22 protein-coding genes are annotated in these 22,809 nt (G+C 32.3%); 11 read left to right on the top strand and 11 right to left on the bottom strand.

What is annotated here, in order from left to right; translation table 11 throughout:
* Window position 1: 1 nt before the first annotated feature.
* From H3T96_RS01575 to H3T96_RS01550, 6 genes are all read right to left on the bottom strand, one after another.
* Window positions 2-1,510: an L-fuculokinase gene (locus H3T96_RS01575; protein ID WP_144091830.1), complete on the bottom strand. Its 1,509-nt coding sequence runs from the start codon at window positions 1,508-1,510 to the stop codon at window positions 2-4.
* A gap of 190 nt (window positions 1,511-1,700) precedes the next feature.
* Window positions 1,701-3,047 carry a PTS galactitol transporter subunit IIC gene (locus H3T96_RS01570; protein ID WP_144091829.1) on the bottom strand — a complete coding sequence of 449 codons (1,347 nt, stop codon included), beginning with the start codon at window positions 3,045-3,047 and terminating at the stop codon, window positions 1,701-1,703.
* A 2-nt stretch (window positions 3,048-3,049) separates the two neighbouring features.
* Window positions 3,050-3,337 (bottom strand): PTS sugar transporter subunit IIB, encoded by a 288-nt coding sequence (locus H3T96_RS01565; protein ID WP_144091828.1) that lies wholly within the window; start codon window positions 3,335-3,337, stop codon window positions 3,050-3,052.
* An 11-nt stretch (window positions 3,338-3,348) separates the two neighbouring features.
* Window positions 3,349-3,807: a PTS sugar transporter subunit IIA gene (locus tag H3T96_RS01560; RefSeq protein WP_144091827.1), complete on the bottom strand. Its 459-nt coding sequence runs from the start codon at window positions 3,805-3,807 to the stop codon at window positions 3,349-3,351.
* Between the two features lie 20 nt (window positions 3,808-3,827).
* Window positions 3,828-4,676: a class II aldolase gene (locus H3T96_RS01555; RefSeq protein ID WP_025314740.1), complete on the bottom strand. Its 849-nt coding sequence runs from the start codon at window positions 4,674-4,676 to the stop codon at window positions 3,828-3,830.
* A 9-nt stretch (window positions 4,677-4,685) separates the two neighbouring features.
* On the bottom strand, window positions 4,686-5,420 hold the full coding sequence (locus H3T96_RS01550; RefSeq protein WP_039127009.1) for a GntR family transcriptional regulator: 735 nt from the start codon (window positions 5,418-5,420) through the stop codon (window positions 4,686-4,688).
* Window positions 5,421-5,985: 565 nt separating this feature from the next.
* Here H3T96_RS01550 and H3T96_RS01545 point away from each other — a divergent pair.
* The 11 genes from H3T96_RS01545 (at window position 5,986) to H3T96_RS01495 (ending at window position 17,730) form a co-directional block, all read left to right on the top strand.
* A complete protein-coding gene (locus H3T96_RS01545) occupies window positions 5,986-6,690 on the top strand; it encodes a lipopolysaccharide core heptose(II) kinase RfaY (RefSeq protein ID WP_144091826.1) in 705 nt (234 codons plus the stop codon).
* 184 nt (window positions 6,691-6,874) lie between these two features.
* On the top strand, window positions 6,875-7,462 hold the full coding sequence (locus H3T96_RS01540; RefSeq protein ID WP_086327326.1) for a hypothetical protein: 588 nt from the start codon (window positions 6,875-6,877) through the stop codon (window positions 7,460-7,462).
* Window positions 7,463-7,948: 486 nt separating this feature from the next.
* Window positions 7,949-8,620: a CsgG/HfaB family protein gene (locus tag H3T96_RS01535; RefSeq protein ID WP_039127001.1), complete on the top strand. Its 672-nt coding sequence runs from the start codon at window positions 7,949-7,951 to the stop codon at window positions 8,618-8,620.
* 34 nt (window positions 8,621-8,654) lie between these two features.
* The gene (locus tag H3T96_RS01530) at window positions 8,655-9,014 is read left to right on the top strand and encodes a DUF4810 domain-containing protein (protein WP_039126998.1); all 360 of its coding nucleotides are present in this window, start codon (window positions 8,655-8,657) and stop codon (window positions 9,012-9,014) included.
* Window positions 9,015-9,017: 3 nt separating this feature from the next.
* Window positions 9,018-9,683 carry a DUF799 domain-containing protein gene (locus H3T96_RS01525; RefSeq protein WP_086307996.1) on the top strand — a complete coding sequence of 222 codons (666 nt, stop codon included), beginning with the start codon at window positions 9,018-9,020 and terminating at the stop codon, window positions 9,681-9,683.
* Window positions 9,684-9,792: 109 nt separating this feature from the next.
* Window positions 9,793-10,020: a substrate-binding domain-containing protein gene (locus H3T96_RS14940; RefSeq protein ID WP_143423827.1), complete on the top strand. Its 228-nt coding sequence runs from the start codon at window positions 9,793-9,795 to the stop codon at window positions 10,018-10,020.
* 159 nt (window positions 10,021-10,179) lie between these two features.
* Complete coding sequence (locus H3T96_RS01515) at window positions 10,180-11,475, top strand: 2-hydroxycarboxylate transporter family protein (protein WP_086327477.1); 1,296 nt, start codon at window positions 10,180-10,182, stop codon at window positions 11,473-11,475.
* A 121-nt stretch (window positions 11,476-11,596) separates the two neighbouring features.
* Window positions 11,597-12,754: an NADP-dependent malic enzyme gene (locus tag H3T96_RS01510; protein ID WP_039126996.1), complete on the top strand. Its 1,158-nt coding sequence runs from the start codon at window positions 11,597-11,599 to the stop codon at window positions 12,752-12,754.
* Window positions 12,755-12,866: 112 nt separating this feature from the next.
* On the top strand, window positions 12,867-14,510 hold the full coding sequence (gene dcuS, locus H3T96_RS01505; protein ID WP_144091825.1) for a DcuS/MalK family sensor histidine kinase: 1,644 nt from the start codon (window positions 12,867-12,869) through the stop codon (window positions 14,508-14,510).
* Window positions 14,488-15,159: a response regulator gene (locus H3T96_RS01500; protein WP_086327349.1), complete on the top strand. Its 672-nt coding sequence runs from the start codon at window positions 14,488-14,490 to the stop codon at window positions 15,157-15,159. Before dcuS ends, H3T96_RS01500 begins: the two co-directional genes overlap by 23 nt.
* Before the next feature lie 123 nt (window positions 15,160-15,282).
* Complete coding sequence (locus H3T96_RS01495) at window positions 15,283-17,730, top strand: autotransporter outer membrane beta-barrel domain-containing protein (protein WP_144091824.1); 2,448 nt, start codon at window positions 15,283-15,285, stop codon at window positions 17,728-17,730.
* 90 nt (window positions 17,731-17,820) lie between these two features.
* Here the strand turns inward: H3T96_RS01495 and yfbR are convergent, their stop codons facing one another.
* The 5 genes from yfbR to H3T96_RS01470 form a co-directional block, all read right to left on the bottom strand.
* On the bottom strand, window positions 17,821-18,414 hold the full coding sequence (gene yfbR, locus H3T96_RS01490; protein ID WP_144091823.1) for a 5'-deoxynucleotidase: 594 nt from the start codon (window positions 18,412-18,414) through the stop codon (window positions 17,821-17,823).
* 83 nt (window positions 18,415-18,497) lie between these two features.
* Window positions 18,498-19,412, bottom strand: a complete 915-nt coding sequence (gene lpxC, locus H3T96_RS01485; protein WP_065737695.1) for a UDP-3-O-acyl-N-acetylglucosamine deacetylase — start codon at window positions 19,410-19,412, stop codon at window positions 18,498-18,500.
* A 67-nt stretch (window positions 19,413-19,479) separates the two neighbouring features.
* Window positions 19,480-20,619: a cell division protein FtsZ gene (gene ftsZ, locus H3T96_RS01480; protein ID WP_065737696.1), complete on the bottom strand. Its 1,140-nt coding sequence runs from the start codon at window positions 20,617-20,619 to the stop codon at window positions 19,480-19,482.
* Between the two features lie 81 nt (window positions 20,620-20,700).
* Window positions 20,701-21,954 carry a cell division protein FtsA gene (ftsA, locus tag H3T96_RS01475; RefSeq protein WP_065737697.1) on the bottom strand — a complete coding sequence of 418 codons (1,254 nt, stop codon included), beginning with the start codon at window positions 21,952-21,954 and terminating at the stop codon, window positions 20,701-20,703.
* Between the two features lie 21 nt (window positions 21,955-21,975).
* A complete protein-coding gene (locus tag H3T96_RS01470; protein ID WP_144091822.1) occupies window positions 21,976-22,806 on the bottom strand; it encodes an FtsQ-type POTRA domain-containing protein in 831 nt (276 codons plus the stop codon).
* Between the last annotated feature and the right edge of the window lie 3 nt (window positions 22,807-22,809).

Genomic DNA, 22,809 nt, shown 5'->3' with positions numbered 1-22,809 from the left:
TTTAATTACCCTTTTTTCGATGGAATTCTAATTGAGTTTTTAAATCATAAAATGGTTGATAATAGTTATTAAATACTTGGTCATAATATTGCGTTATTTGTTGATTAGGCATATATCTGACTATTTGATTTTCAAATTGATTATCAATATCTTTATCTAAATAATGATTTTGATACCCCGCTAACATAACTGCCCCTTTACATACGGCTTCTTTGATATTACAAGATACTATTTCTCTTCCAAGAATATCGGCCTTTAACTGCAACCAAACTGGATTTTTTGCAGCTGCTCCTATCACTTTTATTATTGGATGATGAGTAGAAGTTAGTTTCTCAATAGTTATAAGTATATTTTTTAGTTCAAAACATAATCCCTGAAAAATAGCCAACAATGTGTCTTGTAAAGAACTGTTTTCAGCAAAACCATACCATAAGCCTTTAGAATCAATATTACGTTTCGGAGGGCCACTACCACGTAAATGTGGAATGAAAATATTTAACTTCTGCTTTATATAGTTAATATCGGAGAGTTTATTAAATAGTGATTCGATAAGTAGATCAAAATCTTCATTACTTACACAATAAGTCCGTTTAAACCATTCAATACTATATCCAGCCGAAGGAAGAGATGCATAAAGAGTATATAAATCATCAATTACATATTGACCGTTTGACAAATGACTGTCTAAAAAGCTTTTATCAAAATTAGCTTGTTTAAGTAAAAGCAACAATCCTTCAGTAGTACCCGTCGAATTAAGTATTTCTCCTGATTTAAGTCTAGCGGCTATAGAACCACACATATGATCATGACCACCAATTGATACATAAATAGGCTGACTACAATTAAGTTTACTTGCTAATGATGACTTTAATTTCTCAATATTTTTACCTGATTGAACAAAATCAGAAAATAAGTTATTAATTTTAAAAATTGACGAAATTTTTTCTGACCAACAATGGTTTTTTAAATCATAAACCAAGGTTCTTGATGCTAATGAAGGTTCAGCTTTTTTAACATCAGTTAATTTATATGCAATATATTCGGCTATGCATAACCATTTAACTTTATTTAGGTTAATATCACAGTTTTCTTTTATCCATAAAATTTTAGTTAAACTATAATTACTATGAATAGGAATACCTGTAATGGTATAAAGTTCGTCATCACTAAATTTTGTATTAATATCCGCGAGATTATTTTTTGTCCTTGTGTCATACCATGTGATAGCAGGACCTACAACATCTCCTTTTTCATCAATAAGAACACCAGACTCACCCACACTAGCAATCGCAATATTTTTTACTTGTTCAGGATCAGAAAGTGAGCCAATTATCTCAATTATCCCTTTTTCTAATTGATTGTATAACTCTGTAATATCAAAATCAGAACCATATTTTGTGATTACTTTTGGTGTAACAAAAGAAAAGCTATTTACTAGTTTTAAAGATGGCAATTCAAAAACACACAATTTACAATTTGTCGTCCCAATATCAACGCCAATTGAATACATATCAACCTCCTTATTTACTCTTTTTGTCTATTATTTTCAAGCAAATCAAATGTACACCCAAAATAAAAAATTCAATTTATTTATATATTTGAAACAACTTATCTTTAAAAAAATTGTAGCTTTCCCTATTCAGATAAGTTAACTTATCTGATTTAATACATTAATTAATAATATGGGTGTACGTTATTTTTTAGGCTATATCCCAAGATTTCTTTGTATGACGATACAATATGAAACAAGTCACAAATATTATTGGAATTAAAGCTAGAGCAATATAATTTCCTTCAAATACTTTGACTGCCCAAAAACGATAAGGATTGCCACCATCTAATAGACTTGAAAATTCACCGTCGGTTTTTACTGGAAAATTAATACTTTTTGCAATATTGGTAATAATTGGTGCTACAGATGAAGCAACATAAAGATTAGCAATTAAACAAGGTATACCTATGATAAATGATCTGACGATATTACCACGACAAGCTAATACCACCATTGATATAGGCACCCAAATATTTGTTAAATCACCTAATGGTAATAGTCGGTTGCCAGGTAAAATAATTGATAAAATCAAGCCGACAGGAATTAATAATAATGCAGTGGAAAGTACGGACGGATGACCAACAGCAACAGCAATATCCAAGCCGATGTATAAGTTTTTTCTGTTAGGAAACTTTTTATTCAAAAATTGTTTTACCGCATCAGACAATGGCAATAATCCTTCCATTAACAATTTAACCATTCTCGGCATAATTAACATTACAGCACCAAGATTGATAGCTAAATTTAAAATACCTTTAACATCATAACCTGCTGCAATTCCTATTGCCCCTCCTATCACAAATCCAATCATCATCGGCTCGCCAAATATACCAAATCTTTTTTGAATAGTTTCGGGATCAGCATGTAATTTTTGCAATCCCGGTATTTTATCTAATATTAGATTGCCTAATACACCGATAGGAAAGAAAATGACAGAAGAAAGTGTCGGTAATGATATACCCGGTAATTCAAAATATTTTTGAATCATAGGGGCACACCAATCAGCAAGAATAAAGGTTATTACTGCAGTTATGCCTGCTATAATTAACCCATACATAAAACTACCAGTACTGCTGTAAACTAATGCACCAACAAAGGTAAAATGCCAAAAATTCCACAAATCAATATCAACTGTTTTAGTCCAATTTAGGGTTAACATTACAATATTAATAATAATGGTCATTGGTATTACAAAAGGTGCAATCGGAGATGCCCAAGCAATTGCTGCCAATGGAGGCCATCCCAAATCGATTACTGGTAAATGAATTCCTGCATGTTCAACTAAGTCCGAGGTGGCACTGCCTAGGCTCGTACCCAATAGGTCGAAGATAACAAAAATACCAACAAAACCCATACCAATGGTTAATGATGAACGAATTGCCCGACCTATCTTTACACCTAAACAAAGTGCCATAATAAAGATCACAACAGGCAACATGACGGTCGGACCAAATCGTAATATGTATTGAACAACTTCCAGTAGTTTGTCAGCCATAATCAATCCCCTTTCAAAATCCTAACGATTTCGGCTAGGACATCTTCTTCACCTATTGTAGTGATTAAAGGTACTCCATTGATAATTGGTGTTTTTTCTAACTTATAGGATACTTTAGAAGTCACAATAATTAAGTCAGCCATACCATCTTGAGATTGAACCGTTGCCACATCTGACTGAATGTTTTCGACTTCAATTCCGTGTTCAACACAATAATTTTTGACTTTTTCCGTTGCAATAGTTGAAGTAGCAATACCGCTAGTACAGGCAAAAATAATTCTTTTTTTCATAATGATGCTCCTTATTTCAAAATATCTTTTAAAATATTTTTAATTTCAAATTTGTTATTACTTTCAACTATCTTTTGCAAAATCATGTCATTGCTGAACGATGATGCTAATTTCATTAAAAAAGTTAAATGTGTATCGGATTGTTTAAGTAACAATCCAAATATAATATTGACGGGTAGATCCTCATCAGTCTCTGCATTTTTAAACATAATGCCTTCTTTACTGGTTACAACAAACATGCCATCTTTTTTAACAAATTCGCAGTCTACATGAGGCATAGCAACATTTAGTGTTTTCAACTTAAATCCTGTAGGATGTTCATTTTCCCTTTGAATAACTTTTTCTAAATATTGTTCAGTCACATAATTGTTATCTAATAATTCATGACTTATAGATTTAAACATATCTTCTCGACTTGAAAAGTTTTTGTTTAAAAATATAATATTGTCATCCAATTGTTCTAATTCCATAATGACCACCTATTTTTATTTTAATGATGGATGTTTAATAAATTCATAGATAATATTTTGTTGTAAACTACTTGCTGAACATCACCTTTTGCTTTAAGTAGAACTTTAATAAGATTGTATTCATTATTATTAGCAACATATTGTTTACCAATTGAACTAATATAAGCTCTACGCAAATCACCACCAATATTAAGTTTGACTACATTATATTGACTAATTTTTTGTAAAGTTTGATCATCAATTCCTGAACCTCCATGAATAACTAGTGAGACTGGCGATATATCAGATAATTTACCCAGTAAATCAAAATCAATTTTCGGTTGTTGTTCAAATCCATGAACATTACCAACTGATACGGCAAGTGTTGCACAGCCAGTTCTTTTCACGAACTCAAGGACTTGATTAGGATCTGTTTTACGGTCCGCTTCATTAACCTCATCATCTTCTTTTCCAGTAATAGCACCTAATTCAGCTTCTACAGGGATATTATATCCACCACAAAAGTCGACAACTTTTTTCGTCAATTGAATATTTTCTTCAAAAGGTAAATGAGAACCATCAATCATAATTGAGGTAAACCCAGCTTCAACGGCTTGCCTTACATCCTCAAAAGTTTTTCCATGATCTAAATGTAAACAAAAGGGTGTTTTCATCGTACTAGCTCGATTACGTACCATATCTACAATATATTTGTAACCAGATAACACAATGTTTGTTGGTGCAATTTGAACCATACTTGGAATATTACTTTCCTCAATTGCATCTAATATGGCTAATGTTGTTTCCAAATTTGTTGTATTAAATGCGCCAGCTAAAGTTTTCTGTTTTTTAGCTTCACCTATTAAAGTATACCCATTGACTAATGCCATAATTTACTCCTACTTTCGTCTAAGTGTTGTCCCCAAGTAGTTAACATTTGACTTTAACCATACATTACCAAATTCAATTGGCTGACCATCATCAAAGTAAACTAATTGTTCTAAATGAAGAACTGGAGATATATCGCTAATATTTAATATATCTGCGCGTTCTTTTCCTACCACTCGGGCTGAATATCGACAATCCGAGTGATCTATCTTTTTATGACTAATCCGCTCTAATTCACTAAATAAACTATATTTTGTAAAATCCACATGCTCTATTTCTGGACATAAAGACAAATTGATTCTATTTTCTATAAACATAATTTTTTCGCCATTAACGCTTCTTACCCGTTCCATATAAAAAATGTTCGAATTAACTGGAACTTGTAATTTTCCACTAATATATTCGTTTGCTCTTTCAACTCTTTTAGTAATAACTTCGGTAGTGAACTTAACATGTTGCATCTCTAACGATTCTGCAAATGACTGTAAACCATAGCCTAATTGATAAGAGATATTTTCAGCTTTTACATAAGTTCCTTTTCCTTGAATTTGTTCTAAAACAGATTCATTAATCAATAATTCAACCGCTTTTCTAACTGTGCCTCGACTAACAGAAAGTATGCTCATAATCTCATTTTCTGAAGGAATTCTATCTCCAGCTTTCAAATCATTACGATATATCTGATTTCTTATCCACTCTTTCACTTGTACGTAAAGTGGTGTGCTAGAAAATTTGTTTATATTCATTGGTTACCCCAAAATATTGGCTAAGTTAAATATACATCCATAGACAACTATGTACAACTATGTACAACCTGTTTTTAAACAAAATGTGAACTTAATCACATTTTATTGTTAATTGATAATATTCAGAACATGGATAGCATTTAGCTATCCATCTAATAAAAAATAATTTGTAACTAAATAACAATATAGAATTGTTGAAGAAATATCTTTTTTTTGCAAATGAAAAGTATCAATTTTGACAAAAATTAAAAACAAATTTATTATGAATCATTAACAAAGCCAACACTTTTAAGTTTATGCAAAAATCAATGACTCATATCTCCATTTAGAAGATTTAGATGATTGGGTATCAGACTAGACCAATAGACTATTAATAATTGGTTCTTTATTTTGTCAATTTATATATCTTTTTCTATTAACTTTAAGGAGTAGAATTGAAAATTACTCATTGATCTCTATTGTTTGTCCTAATTCGTATCTTCTTAAAAATTGACAGTTTCATTTACTTTAAGCTTGATAGTGTTTAAGATAAACCAATTTTTTGATGTATCTTGGGACTTAAAATTTGAATAACTTTGCAAACATTATTGAAATTGAACGCGGCGATATGAAGTTCGCTTATGTAGAAAATAATGAAATAAATTATTTAGAACTTTTTGATCAGTTTTTAGTGGAAGAAGGACATCATGAGTTACTTGATCCCAGCGATAAATTAGAACGATATACTTATCTAATTAATCATAATCAAAGCAAATTTATTTTTAAAATTGATGGTGGAGTAGAAGAACGTTTAGAGCGTCGAATTATTGCTAAAATTACAGGTGATTTTTATTTCAATTTAATTCATAAGTTAGCAAAAATTTCACTTGATAAATGCGACATCGCTTATGAGCTGTATTTGGTCGCATTTGATAAAAAAACCAAACGTCACTATATGATATTCAATTTTGTTGAAGGTCGTTCCTTGAAATGGGAAGAAATGAATAAATATGGCGATCAAGTAAAGGATTGTATTGAAAAATTACATAGTTATAATTTGGTTTCGAATGACGTACATGGTGGTAATTTTATTTTAACGCCAGAAGGAAAGATTAAAGCAATTGATTTGACCAATTCGGGCTTTATTTGGTTAACTAAGGCCAATGATGCTATCGAGCTAAAAGAACGTTTCAATATCAAAATTAAAGTACCCGTTATGGCAATGGCAATTAAAAAATTTACTCATGGATTTAAAAAATTATCTCGTAAATTACGAGGTAAAGAAGTCTAATATAACAAATGAGAGAAATTTTATTTCTCTCACATTTCTAATTTGCACTTTAACAGTATATCTTATTGAATTAATATCAATAAACGTTCTATTTTTGATTAATAGTCTTATTCCTTATGCAAACACTAGCAAATCAATACGTAAACAGCTAGAATTAATTAGCTTATCCTAAAAAGGGCGTTACATGAAAAAGTTACTTGGAATTTTTACAATATTTGCTTTGCTAACTGGCTGTACATCTCAAAAAATGATGTCAATTTATCAAACTGAAGGAGTAGAAATTGGTCAAAACTCGTCAGGCATAGATATATTGAAGAAATATAGTACATCAAGACCTATCACCATACTTCGCTCTTCATTATCACTCTGCATCGCTCAAGAACTTGATAATAGTCCTGTAGTACTTACTAATGAAAATTATTATGGTTCAAATTGGTGGTCTTATTACAATATGAATAATCATCAATCAATTACTGTCAGTGGTGGTGACACAATAAAACTTGTTGAAGGTAATAATGTTGTTGCTAATGCTGTAACGGATTATCAATATTACTCAAAATATTTTATAAGTTATACTTTAACGACTACTCGTAATAAAAATGGTATCAATTACCTATTTAGTAATATTAAGCAAGCTCAGCAATATACTGGCTCATCAATAAATGATGGATTTGAGTATATCAAAACGGTTGAAAGAGCTCATCCAGACTTGGTTATTGAGGCTCTAAATAAAGAAGTAGATAAAATTCAGGAGTGTTTAGTACGCCAATAAGATTGCCGTAATGTATAAAATTCTGTAAAAAAGTTTGAGGTTAAGCATACGTTTGAGTATATTTTATTTAATTATGTAATTGTTTTTAGTAAAAAATAAAATCATTCAATACAATATATTGTTAGTATAATTATTATTATTGTAGATTATACTTACTTTCCATTGTAAATCAGATGACACCAATATCAATCCCTCCCTCTTATTAAAGTTCTTGTTACTTTATTTAAGGAATCTTTAGCATCATGATTTTTGTTATGCTATTGCGAATTTAAATAACATTAAGAATGTAGTTTATAGTAATGCCATCATTTAAATAATATAACTGTTTAACAAATTCATCGCCGACTTGAATATTACAATAATTAATCTAACAGTCGAATTATTAAAATTTAATGATAATGACTAAATTATTATTGATAATGGTCATTATTATTATATTATTTATGGCTAAATATTCATCATTTAATAAAAAAGGACAAGATAGACATGGATACAAAAAAATTAGTTGGAATTATTATTTTTAGTAGTTTATTAATTGGTTGTGCTAAAGAGTCATCACAAACCATCGTTTCCCCAACAGTCAATAGTTATAATTCACAATATAACGGTGTGAAAACCAGTATTGCTGTAGGTAAATTTGAAAACCGTTCTAATTATCAAAATGGTATATTTTCAGATGGAGTTGATAGGTTAGGTAATCAATCAAAAACATTGCTCATTAGTCATTTACAGCAAACTAATCATTTCAATGTATTAGATAGAACAAATATGGGGGAACTGGCTGCTGAAGCAAGTTATAAAAAGCAAAAACAAAACATAATCGGCGCCAATTATATTATTTCTGGTGATATCACTGAGTTTGGACGCAAAGAAGTTGGGGATCATCAGTTATGGGGAATTCTTGGAAAGGGTAAACAGCAGATTGCTTATGCTAAAGTTAATTTGAACATCATAGATATTAATACATCTCAAGTAGTTTATAGCGTGCAAGGTGCGGGTGAATACAGTTTATCCAACCGTGAAGTTATAGGTTTTGGTGGCACAGCTAGTTACGATTCAACTCTCAACGGAAAAGTATTGGATCTCGCTATTCGAGAAGCGATTAATAATCTAGTTAATGGATTAAATAATGGTGCATGGAAACCTGCAACAAAATAAAAAATTAAAAATCAATTATTAAAGGATTATCATAATGTTAAAAAAACAATATATGACCTATTTATTGTTTTCAGGAGTTTTGTTGTTATTAAGTGGCTGCCAATCTTCAAAGACAATCTATTATTGGGATGGTTATCAAGAAAATCTTTATAACTATAATCAACCTGATAAATCAAGCTATTCTGAACAAATCGTAGCTTTAGAAAAATCCATTGAAAAAGCAAAATCAGCCAATAAACCTATTCCCCCGGGGTTACATGCTCACTTGGGATTATTATATACAACTCAAGGAAACAACAATAAAGCTATCGAACAATTTGAATTGGAAAAAACACTTTTTCCAGAATCCAAAAACTTTATTGAGTTTGTTGAACGCAAATATCAAGGACGTTAATTAATGAATAATAAATTTATTGCTCTATTAGGAACTTTATTCGCACTCTTTATGCTAGTTGGTTGTTCAACACAAAAAGAAAACTACGATTACACCGCATTTAAAGAAAGCAAACCCGCTTCTATATTGGTCTTATTACCAACCAATCAGTCAAACGAAATTAATGCCAGCTTTGGGGTTTTTTCACAAGTAACATTGCCACTATCAGAAGCTGGATACTATGTTTTTCCAGTTAACTTAACTAATGAAGTATTTAAACAAAATGGATTTACCGTTGCTGATGAGATTCAATCGGTTAGCCTAGCAAAAATACGACAAATCTTTAATCCTGATGCTGTTTTATATATCAATATCCAAAATTATGGAACGAATTATCAAGTCATTCAAAGTGACACACGGGTAACATTAGACGCAAAACTAGTCGATGCCCGCTCTGAAAAGATTCTTTGGACTGGCTTTGCATCTGCTTCAAGTTTAGAAAATCAACAATCTAGCAATAGTCTAATATCGAGTTTAATTTCTGCTGCAATTACACAAATCACCGATACTGTCAGAGATCACAGTATTGCAATTTCTGGAGTTGCTACGGCACGATTATTTACACCAAATCCAATAAAAGCAAATGGAATATTATATGGACCTTATGCAACGACTAAAGTAGAAAAATAGATTAATTTAATCTAACTCCATATAAATTAATTTATTTATAGTAAACTCAAGGCGGTATTAATTACCGCTTTTTTATTAAGAAAGTAATTTTGTACTTTATTTTTATTCAATACTTTTAAATAATACGATAAATGTTTATATTGGTTATGCTAATTATGCTCCCTTAATACAACAAAATGCCCAATTAACGGTTATTGAAATACCTAATCACCTTCTTCCTACTATTGAATATAGTATAGCTCTACTCAATCCAACAAATATTGACGCAAAATTATTTATCGATTTTTCACAAAATAAGCAAGCGCAAGAGTGCTTACTTAGATACGGTTTTTCCTAAATGACTATTATTTAAAAATTTAATGTTTTGAAAGATAATTAAATGACTTACATTAATTACATAATTAGTTATATAACTTTCTTATTCTTCTGAATTTTTCATCAACAACTATACTGTTTAAGATTCCAAAGCGAAGTTAAACAATAAAAAGGTTGAGTTATGAGCATGACGAAGGATTTCCAAATTAATAAAATCTACATAGGATCGCTACCCTTACCCATTTTTGCGATTTGTTCAATTATTGTGATTATTGCTGCCCAATTGAATATGTTGCCAAAAACACTGATCGGGGGATTTGCTGTTATTTTACCATTAGGTTGGTTTTTAGGAACCGTAGGTCAAAATATACCGTTTTTTAAAAAATTTGGGGCTCCCGCAATTTTATCGTTAATTGTACCGTCACTATTAGTTTACTGCGGTGTTTTTGATGAAAATACTTTAACAGCAGCCAAAATGTTAATGAAAGACTCTAATTTTCTACTCTTTTATATTGCAAGCTTAGTGTGTGGTAGTATTCTAGGAATGCATAGAGTCATTTTAATACAAGGCTTTATTCGTATGATGATTCCGATGTTACTTGGTATGTGCCTAGCTGCTTTTGTCGGTGTCTGTGTTGCTGTTGCTTTTGGTGATAGTTGGGAACATGCTTTTTTCTACACTGTTTCGCCGGTTATGGCAGGAGGAATTGGTGAAGGCGTATTACAACTGTCTAACGCTTATAGTAATATCCTTGAGCAAGATTATGATAAATTTGTAAGCGCATTAATTCCTGCAACCGTAGTAGGTAACTTTTTTGCAATTACCTTTACCGCCATAATGAGTCGAATTGGCGAAGTCAAACCTCATTTAAGTGGTCATGGTCAACTGGTAAAAATTGAGTTTGATGGATTAGCAGATGCATTAAAAGAAGATAAAACTCCATTAGATGCCAGAGCAATGAGTGGGGCGGTGATGATTTTAGCCACATTGTTCATATTTGGTATGATTTTGGAAAAGATAACTCATTTCCCTGGTCCCGTATTAATGATTATTGCCACTGCATTTGTTAAATATTTCCGTTTATTACCTGAAAGTGTCGAACGTGGTAGTCAACAATGGTATAAATTTATCTCGGGTAATTTTACTTTTCCTTTAATGGCTGGTTTAGGTCTGCTATATATTGATTTAGGTAGTGTTGTAAATGTTTTAACTATTCCTTATTTTATAACCATTATCTCTGTAGTATTTACCGTATCAATGACAGGTTTTGTCTGTAGTTTTTTCCTAAAAATGTATCCTGTTGAAGCTTCAATCATCTCATCATGTCAAAGTGGTATGGGTGGAACGGGTGATGTAGCGATACTGTCAACGGCAAATAGAATGAACTTAATGCCATTTGCACAAGTTGCAACAAGATTAGGAGGGGCTTTAATGGTGATATGTACCACAGCATTATTAAGATACTTACATATGTAGTTGCACAAGTTTATAAAAGTAATGAAGATATATGATTTTAAAAGTAATTAATACAACATAAACAACAAAAATATTAGTTATTAATTTAATAGTTTTTAAGTGTAATCAGAAAGGAATAATCATGACAACAGTTCAAGAAAAAGCTTTAGCCATTAGTAAACAAATGCATGGTAAATTTGAAATCAACTCAAAAGTACCCGTTAATTCAATGTCGGATCTTAGTGTTGCTTATACGCCTGGAGTGGCAGCGGTTTGCACAGAGATCGCACAACATCCTGAATCTGTTTATGAATATACAAGTAAACGTAATTTAGTGGCAGTGATTACCGATGGTTCTGCGGTATTAGGACTTGGTAATATTGGACCAGAAGCAGCTATTCCGGTTATGGAAGGTAAAGCGATATTGTTTAAACAATTTGCCAATGTAGATGCAATTCCTTTATCGTTAAATACTCAAGACCCAGATGAACTTGTTAAACATATTGCTGCGCTTGCACCATCCTTTGGCGGCATTAATCTTGAAGACATCAGTGCTCCACGCTGTTTTGAAATTGAAAAACGTTTACAAGAAATTTTAGATATTCCTGTTTTCCACGATGACCAACATGGCACTGCAATTGTTGTTTTGGCTGCATTATATAATGCCCTGAAAGTTGCAAATAAAAAACTTGAATCAGCCAAAGTGGTAATAAACGGTGGGGGTGCAGCGGGTATTGCTATTGCAGATATGCTATTAGCTGCTGGGGTAACAGATCTGAAAGTAGTCGATAAAATAGGAATTTTATCTGAAGATGATAGTTCTTTACCTTCTCATCATATGGCAATGGCAAAAAGAACTAATCGTTCAAAACAACGAGGAACCTTACAAGATGCAGTAAAAAATGCCGATGTATTTATCGGTGTTTCAGCACCAGGTGTGTTAAAACCTGAATGGGTTTCTACAATGGCAGAAAAATCGATTATTTTTGCTATGGCTAATCCAACACCTGAAATCTTTCCAGAAGAAGCCAAAGCGGCTGGAGCTTATATTGTTGGTACAGGGCGTAGTGATTATCCTAACCAAATTAATAATGTTCTAGCATTTCCGGGTATTTTTAGAGGGGCTTTAGATGCAAGAGCCAAAAACATTACGTTAGAAATGCAATTAGCCGCAGCCAAAGGTTTAGCAAGCATTGTATCGAATGATAAATTATCAGTAGATTGTATTTTACCAAATGCCTTTGAACCAAATGTGGCAAAAATAGTTGCAGAAAGTGTAAAAAATGCAGCTAAATATTAATGATCATTCTGAAATTATCTAATTTATTTCAAATATACCTACTAATAATTTTTTATTAGTAGGTATTTAATACATTAGGACAATGATGGTATTAATAAATTGAATAATAAAAATGAAGTATCTCTTTAATCGATTAACACTAAAAGTTAAACTCATTAGCTTAATTTGTTTAGTATTTATACTTTCAGTTATTGCTCAAAATATTTATATTATCCATGTTGTAAACGATGAGTATTTAACCCATTCGCACCAACAAGTTGAAAATATAGCTAATATAATTTCAACTTCAAATGATTTTATTGATAAAATACAAAACCCGATCCCACAAAATCTAGATTTTATTCAAACAAATACTGAGCAAGTCCGAAAGTTGACGCAAGTTGATTTTGTTGTCATTTTCAATATGCAAGGTGTTCGTTATTCTCATCCTGATAAAAATAAAATAGGTCGATTCGTTGTTGGGGGGGATGAGCAAAGAGCATTAAAAGGTGAGTCTTATACATCAATCGCTAAAGGAACATTAGGTGATTCTGTTCGTGCATTTAGCCCTATTTTTAATGAGCATCATCAGCAAATTGGCGGAGTACTAGTAGGTCAAACCTTAAAAAAAATTGACCATTTAGCAGCAAGGACCAGTCAACCTATTTGGTTATCATTAGTTGCATCCCTAGTCATTGCCATCATTTTAGCCTCATTATTATCCCGTAATATAAAAAAAATCCTATATGGACTTGAGCCATTAGAAATAGCGCAGCTTTTTGAAGAAAGAAATGCAATCATCAGAACGGTTAAAGAAGGGATTGTTGTGGTTAATCGTCAAGGCTTTATTACCCAAATAAATAATGAAGCAAGGCGCATATTACGTATTAGTAATAGTAAAGAGGATATCATTGGACAACAGATTGACGACATCATTCCCAATACTCGATTATATGAAGTCATGATGACGGGTGTTGCTCAATATGATTGTGAGCAAAATATCAATGGTGTCGTGATTCTTACCAATAGAACCCCCTTGTTTGTAAAAGAATCTTTAGTTGGAGCCATTGCTTCGTTTCGGGATATGACTGAGGTTCGACAATTGGCCGAAAATCTTACCGGAGTGAATCGATATGCTGATGCATTACGTTCTCAATCCCATGAGTTCAACAATAAATTGCATGTAATTTATGGTTTAGCATTCAACAATAATAAGCAAGAACTAATTGATTATTTAGAAGAAATAATAGGAAATAAACAAGCCGAATCAAATGTGATTAGTCAAACAATAAAAGATCCTATTATTGCTGGTTTTTTAAATAGCAAATTTAGCAGAGCGAGAGAATTAGGTGTTTGTCTATCTTTAAATGTTGATGGTGAATTAAAACTTATTCCCAATACCTCCGTGACTCATAGTTTAATAACAATCCTTGGTAATCTTATTGATAATGGTTTAGATGCTGTGCAATTTTTGGATGAGAAACAGATAAATGTAAATTTAGTTATATCCAATAATACCTTTCAAATAGAGATTATTGATAATGGAAATGGTATTTCAGAAGAAGATACACAATACATTTTTCAAAAAGGATATTCAACTAAAGGAGATAATCGAGGTATTGGACTTTATTTAGTTTTAGCAAGCATCGATGAGTTAAATGGTCATATTCAATTATGTGATGTAGATAATAAAAAAGGCGCCTGTTTTAAAGTATTATTGCCTCTAAAAGAGATCTACAGGGAGAAAGAAATTCATGATAGAAGTTTTAATAGTTGAAGATGATCCTATGGTTGCTGAATTAAACAAAAAATATTTACAAATGATCTCAGGTTTCAATTTAATTGCCAATGTCAATAATGGAGAACAAGCATTACATTTTATCCATGATAACCATATTGATCTTATTTTACTTGATGTCTTTATGCCAAAATTAAATGGTCTTGAACTTTTACAACATATACGTATTAGTTATCCACAAATCGATATAATTATGGTTACAGCCGCATGTAATACTGGCGATATCCAAACAGCATTACGGTTAGGTGTGATTGATTACATTGTTAAACCTTTTACTTTTGAACGATTAAGAACAGCACTTATTTCATACCAAGAACGAATTCGTTTATTATCATCATCAAAAATACTTAACCAACATCAGCTAGACGATCGTATCTTTGCAAAACCAACTATTCATTATAAAAATCTACCTAAAGGTATCGATAGTCAAACATTAAAAAAGGTTAGAGAGGTAATCATTAGCTATAATAATGAATTCTCAATGAGTGATATTGTTGAATTAATTAGTTTATCAAGAATATCATTAAAAAAATATCTTGATTATTTGGAAGAACTAGGCGAACTTGAAAGTTATTTAACTTATTTATCAATTGGCCGACCTGTAAAACGTTATATCTATCAAAAGTAAGTTTTTTGTTATCAAATAAGTAGATATTAAGCTGAACCAATAAACGTACAACTTGAAACTCATTGATTATCATTCTCAATAGTTTATTATTTTATTTCCTTATAATAATTTTTAAATAAAACAATGAAAATCAAACTTATTTCTTTTCTAATAACAACGGTATTTGGCGCAAGTTATGCTCAAGCATATAATTATGATGCATCAACAGATATAAAGTTGCCTTTCAACCAGATCAATGAACGCTATTTTCTCAAAAACAGCAGTAATCTACCTATCAATATTACGACATCTGATGACTTGACCGTTAATAGTGAAGGATCATTTCATCTCGGTTTTACCGGTAAAACCGCAACAGAACCTGCTTCGATTGCTAACGGTGATATAAATATGAAAGTTAACGGTAATTTTCATATTTATAATGATACTTGGATTGGCAAATTCGATACAAAGTTTTTCACTGAGTATTTAGGGTTACATGCTGATTTTCCATATGATCCTGTTGATCATAATATTGATTTGCATGTAACTGGAGACATTAATGTCGAATTAGGCGCTGACAAAAAAAGAGGCGGACTCATGATTTTATCTGGTAATGTCATGGGAACAGGCCCTATAACTACTGGAAAAACAACAGTGAAAGTAGATGGTGATACCAATATCCGTAGTGGTGATAACCATTTAGCGGGAACATCATCATCGCCAGCAAAACTAATTACACGTAGTTTTAATATAACGGGTGGCGATATAGAAATTATCGGCGCTAAAACAGTTTTAGAAACAACTAATAATGATATTCAAAAATCTTCTGTTGTAATAGGTAAAACCGGAAAAATGATCATTATGCGCGGAGGTGCTGTTGATTTAAGTCATGGTGGTAACTTTGATGTTATTGATAAAGGTATATTAACTGCTAGTAGAGGGGATGGTTTTGTTAAACTTTCATCTAATGGACAACTTAATATTGATAAAAAAGCCACAATTGAGTCAACTAAAGGTTCGCTATATATAAGTGATCAACATAATAATACCTCTCATCTGAATATTGCTGGAACCGTTAATTTTGGTATATCAGATACCAAACAATATAATACTATTCGTGGAGATAATGTTAATATTCTATCTTCCGCTAAAATCTCTGCAACCGATGATTTTATTAAAAACAGTCTTAAATACATTTCCTCTGAAATAAATGCCACCGTATTATCTGCAAATAATTCCTTAAATATTTCTAATATTAAAGATGGCGAAACTAAAGCGCTAATTCAGAATATTTATGGTGACCTAAACTTTAAAAAAATTGGAAATGAACTCAAATTTGTTAATGCAAGTAATGTCACCGACTTTAGTAATGTACAACATGCCAAATCGGCAGCAGAACGACAAATTTCTCGTTACTACGAGCAAGTTGGAACAAAAGTTAAAAATATTGCCAAAGGTTTTGCACAAAATTTAGCAAAAGTATCCTACCAATCACTTTACAATACATCCACAAATGGCAATGTAAGTTCTGATAAATCTTTAGCTGGTGATTTAAATTGGGATATTCTAGCTGCCATAGGAAGAGGAAATTTGGCTATTGAAAATAAAAATACTCCATTATATTTCAATCGGAATTTAGCAGGATTATATAATAATAATCATGGGTTGCATTTAACAGAAATCGCACTGAGTTCATTTAATTATACTCGAAATACATTAAATAAACGTATTGAACAATTTGATCAAACTAACAAAGGAATGGATGATAATCTTTGGATAAATTTAATTAATCATCATCAAAGTGCAAATAATTACCAAGGTATCTCAGGATACAAATATACTTCTAATGGTTTCATCGTGGGATATGATAAACAAATAATAGATAATTTTTTAGTTGGCACAACATTTAGTTATACTTCGGGTAAATATAAAGATAAAGCAGCATCCTCAAATGATTCTGATATAAACAATTATCAAATCCAATTATATTCTGGTTACCGTTTTTCTAATAATATTACTACTTCTGCTTATGTTGGCTATACTTATGGAAAAAATCACCTAGATTCCCATGATAATTATTATTCAATTAATGAAAAATTCCACAGTAATACTTGGAATGTGGGAAGTACTATTGGATATAATTGGCAAGTCCAAGAAAAGTTAACTTTAATACCGAGTATTAGTTTAAATTACCTCTATACTGAAAACAGCTCACATAATGCTAGATATAATAAAATTGATCTGGTTAAATATGGTAAAGCGTCAAATTCGGCATTCTTAATACCAATGGATATGACAATTGATTATTCAATTTTCAAAGATATGGATAATCAAATATCATTAAGAGCTAAAACAGGATATATAGTAAATTTAAGCCATAATGAGTTTGATAGTGATATCACTATCAATGGAGTGAATGGATTAGAAAAAATGAGTACCCATACCGCCAATCGCTCCAAAAATCAATACAATCTAGGTCTTGGACTAACCTATCACTATAATCTTTTTGATTTTAATATTGACTATCAATATTATGGTGAAAGCAAGAAAAACTCAAACTATATTACCGCACTTGCTAAATTCGGTTTTTAATAATTTAAAATAAAAATATGATGCTACATATATATATTATTTATGAGCATCATAGATCTCAATATTAAATTTTTAGATATTAATAATGTATTAATTATCCATGGTGATCTCATCTAAAGATAATTTGAAACTAGGAACAAAGACTTCTAAAAAATAGTCCATTTCAGGACTATTACGTTCTGATAAAGTCTTTTTTAAACGCTGTTTAGCTAATCTAAATTCGTTATTACCAGCACTCAGTTCCTCAATCGTCTTTAAATACGCACATAAGGCATCAGCTTGTTTTACTATACTTTTTTCTGCTTCATCGTAATAGTCATCATCGATCAATAATTTAAAATCATCCCGTAACTCTTCAGGAAGCATATTAATAAGTTTATGTTGTGCTATTTTTTCAATCTTTTTATATTCAACTGTAATTTGTGGGTTGTAATATTTTGTTGGTGTTGGTAAATCCCCAGTTATCACTTCAGAAACATCATGATACATAGCTAATAATGCAATTCGTTCAGGATTAACATTGCCATTAAATTTTTTATTTTTGATAATCGCTAAGGCATGTGCAATAAAGGCAACTTGCAAACTATGTTCAGATACATTTTCAGTTCTTACATTACGCATTAATGGCCAACGATTAATTAATTTTAATCGTGATAAGTGAGCAAAAAAATGGCTGCCGTTCATATAAAATTCTCTTTTTTAGAAAATAAAAACGCCTCCATTAAATGGAAGCGTTCAATTGATTAAAATTATATTGATTTAGAGTTTTATGCTAAAACAAGTTGTTGCGTACCTAAAGCAAGTGGAACGCTTTGCTCTTCAGTAAATGTCACGTATTCCCATGCTTCTTGTTTTGCCAATAACGCTTGTAATAATTGGTTATTTAAAGCATGGCCTGATTTATAACAAACAACTTCACCAATCATGTTATGACCGCTCATGTACAAATCACCGATAGTATCAAGCATTTTATGACGAACAAACTCATCTTCAAAACGTAAACCATCTTCATTAAGTACTTTGTAGTCATCAACAACAATAGCACAATCCAAACTACCACCTAAGCACAAACCTTTTGATTGTAACGCTTCAATATCACGCATAAAACCAAATGTTCTAGCACGGCTAATCTGGCGAATAAAAGATTCAGAAGAAAAATCTAATTGATAACGCTGTGAGCTACTATCAATAGCCGGATGTTGGAAATCGATAGTAAAATCTAATTTGAAACCATTATACGGTCTCAATTCAGCCCACTTATCACCATTTTCAACTCGAACGGTTTCTTTAACTCGTAAAAATCTTTTTAATGCATTTTGCTCGGTAATACCTGCATCAAGCAATAAATAAACAAATGGACTTGCACTACCATCCATAATTGGAATTTCTGGCGCATTAACTTCAATAATAAGATTATCAATACCAAGACCGGCTAGTGCTGAATTAATATGCTCAACAGTTGAAATGCGAACATTATCTTCATTCACTAGACACGTACAAAGCATAGTATCACGCACAGATTTAGCATCAACAGGGAAATCTACATACGGATTTAAATCAGTACGACGATAAATAATCCCTGTATTTTCAGGTGCGGGACGTAAGGTCAAAGTAACTTTTTTGCCAGTATGCAAACCTACACCTGTCGCTTGTATTGTCTTTTTTAATGTTCTTTGTTTCACTTTGCACCTACTATTCTATTTGTTTTTACTGCATTATTAGACAATAAAAACTCAACTAAGTTCAATACTAATTTGCCTGCTTACGGATAAAAGCAGGAATATCTAAAATTTTATTTTCTTCAAGAGGAGAAATACCTTGTTCATTCACAACTTTAGCTAATCTCTCTTCTTGTTGTCCTAAGTTACTTGTTTGACCAAATAATGGATTTTGGGTCATTGGTTTAGCTATTTTTACTTCTGGACGTTTGTCCATACCAATACCTGTTGCTACAACTGTAACACGAATTTCATCGGACATGTCTGGATCAAAAGTTGTACCAACTACAACAGTCGCATTGTCAGAAGCAAAAGCTCTAACTGTACTACCCACTGTTTCAAATTCTTCTAATCCAAGATCTAAACCAGCTGTTACATTGACAAGAACACCACGGGCTCCAGATAAATCAATATCTTCTAGTAATGGACTAGAAATTGCCATTTCAGCTGCTTCCTCAGCGCGATTATCACCACTAGCACAGCCTGAACCCATCATGGCATATCCCATTTCAGACATAACAGTCCTAACGTCAGCAAAGTCTACGTTGATATGACCTGGTTTAGTAATCAGTTCAGCAATACCTTGTACCGCACCTTTTAACACACCATTAGCCGCGGCAAAAGCATCAAGTAGTTTAACACCACGACCTAACACTTTTAATAATTTATCATTTGGTATAGTAATAAGCGAATCAACATGTTTTGCTAATTCAGCTATACCTTGCTCAGCAAAAGCCATGCGCTTTTTCCCTTCAAAACCGAAAGGTTTAGTCACGACAGCTACAGTCAAAATACCTAACTCTTTAGCTATTTCGGCAACTACTGGCGCGGCACCTGTTCCAGTGCCTCCACCCATTCCAGCTGCGATAAACACCATGTCAGCACCTTCAATAGCACTACGAATTACTTCACGATCTTCCTCAGCAGAGTTTCTACCCACTTCTGGATTAGCTCCAGCACCAAGTCCCTTAGTAACATTGGTACCGATTTGGATAGTTTGACCTACCTTAATTCTTCGCAATGCTTGTGCATCTGTATTTGCCGCAAAAAACTCTACACCTTCGATATGTTCAGCAATCATATGTTCGACAGCGTTACCGCCGCCACCACCTACACCAATAACTTTAATGACTGCTGCTGGTTCATCATCTGCAACCATAGGCTCAAACATAACTTATCTCCAAATTTACGCTCTATGAACATTGTACAGATAACCGCCTGCAATGTCCACGAAGTTCTTGTAATATATTAGCTAAAATTCTTTTTTAAACCAACCGGTCAAACGTTTAGCTATCCCTTTTAATGATGATTTATCACTATCTTTCGAATCATCATTTAATAAACTTTGTTTTCCATAATGCAATAGCCCTACTGCCGTTGAACAATAAGGTTTTTGTACATAATCAGTTAACCCCGAAATATTTAAAGGTTGACCTATACGCACTTGATTTTGAAAAACTCTTTCAGCACATTCAACCATTCCCTTAATTTGTGCTGCACCACCTGTTAATACAATCCCTGCGGCTAATTGATATTTGACATTTTGTTTCTTCAGTTCATCTTGTAAAGTAAGCAACTCTTTTTGTACTAATGAAAGTAGCTCTGAATATCGAGGCTCAATTACATCAGCAAGGGTTTGTCTTTGCAAAGACCGTGATGGTCTTCCACCAACACTTGGCACATCAATCACTTCATCTTTACCAATTAACGAACCGACGGCACACCCATAACGGATTTTAATATTTTCAGCATCCATCGGCGGCGCACCAAATGCATAAGCAATATCACTAGTAACTACATTTCCTGCATAAGGTATAACAACGGAATGTCGTAATGCACCACCTGTATAGACAGTCACATCCATTGTACCTCCGCCCATATCAATGACGCAGACACCAAGTTCTTTTTCATCATCAGTCAATACAGCATAGCTAGAAGCTAAACCAGAAAAAATAAGTTGATCAACTTTTAATCCACAGCGTTCAACGGCTTTTACAATATTTCTTGCCATATCGTTATGACAAGTAACTAAGTGTACTTTTGCTTTCATTCGTACACCGGATAAACCAATTGGATTTTTAATTCCTTCCTGTAAATCAATAGAATACTCTTGGGCAATCACATGTAATATACGGTGTTCATCTAAAATTCGAACTGATTTCGCTGTATGCACAACATTTTCAACATCTTCTGCTGTCACTTCTTCTTCTGCTATTGGCACCATACCAATCTCGTTTTGACAACGAATATGTTTTCCTGAAAGGCTTAAATAAACGGAAGATATCTGGCAGTCAGCCATTAGCTCTGCTTGATCAACTGCTCGTTGGATTGATTTCACTACCGACTCTAGATCGTTAACACCACCTTTATCAACACCTTTTGATGGACAATGACCTACACCGATAATATTAATAATACCATCGGGAAGAACTTCACCAACGAGAGCAAGTACTTTAGAGGTACCAACTTCTAATCCAACAACCAATTTTTTTTCTGTTGCTTTCATATTTCAGCCTTTATTGATTCCTTACTGCGCTATTTTCTCTGTTTGTACTGAAATACCATTTTCATAACGTAAATCAGCGACCGTTATTCTTTCATCCACCGGTGTTCTTGACTGAATTTCAGGAAACAATTTAATAAATTGTTCATAACGTTCTTCAATGTGTTTATTTCCCAACACTAATTTTATTTCCTGATTTTCATCGCATACACCCGCTATACATCGTGTTACCATCAGTTGTAAAGAATTACGCTCATCTGATATTGTAGCGTTAATCTGTAATGCCAACTGATTATTAGCTAATTTTTTAGAAAGATTTTCTAATTTAGAATAATTTTCAAGTACTGATTTAGCTTTACCTTCAGGACCATAAAGCCTTGATAACTTCAAATCAGTAATCCGATCCGATGGCACACTAAAAACATTCCCTTCTTCATCAAGAAAAAACAAGTCATTCCAATAATATGCTGGCTTATAGTCTTCTACATAAACAATTAACCTATCTGGCCACTGTTTTCGCACACTTGCTTGCTTAACCCATGGAAATCTCATTATTTCTTGCTGAATATCAACAACATCTTGCCCAACATAAGTATTAGGCAATCCTAATCCTAAAATGGCTTCCCGAAGATCATCTTCTGTTGTAAAAATGTGTTCACCACTTAATGTTAACTGTGACAGTACCATTTGTTCGGGATCATCCATCCAGTTTTTAACACTTTGTACAATCCAAGCACTTATTAGAATAATCGTAATAAAGAACAAAAATCCTATCAATTGTTCCTTACTACGAAAAATAAGCAGCTTTCTTCTAGTTTCATCTCTTCTATGTGCTGCTTGTCTAACTTGTTTCATAAA

The organism is Gilliamella sp. W8136 (assembly GCF_016101285.1).
GTDB classification, from domain to species: Bacteria; Pseudomonadota; Gammaproteobacteria; order Enterobacterales; family Orbaceae; genus Gilliamella; species Gilliamella apicola_N.
Note: the sequence above shows the minus strand (reverse complement) of the source record. Positions and strands in the feature narration are given on the sequence as shown.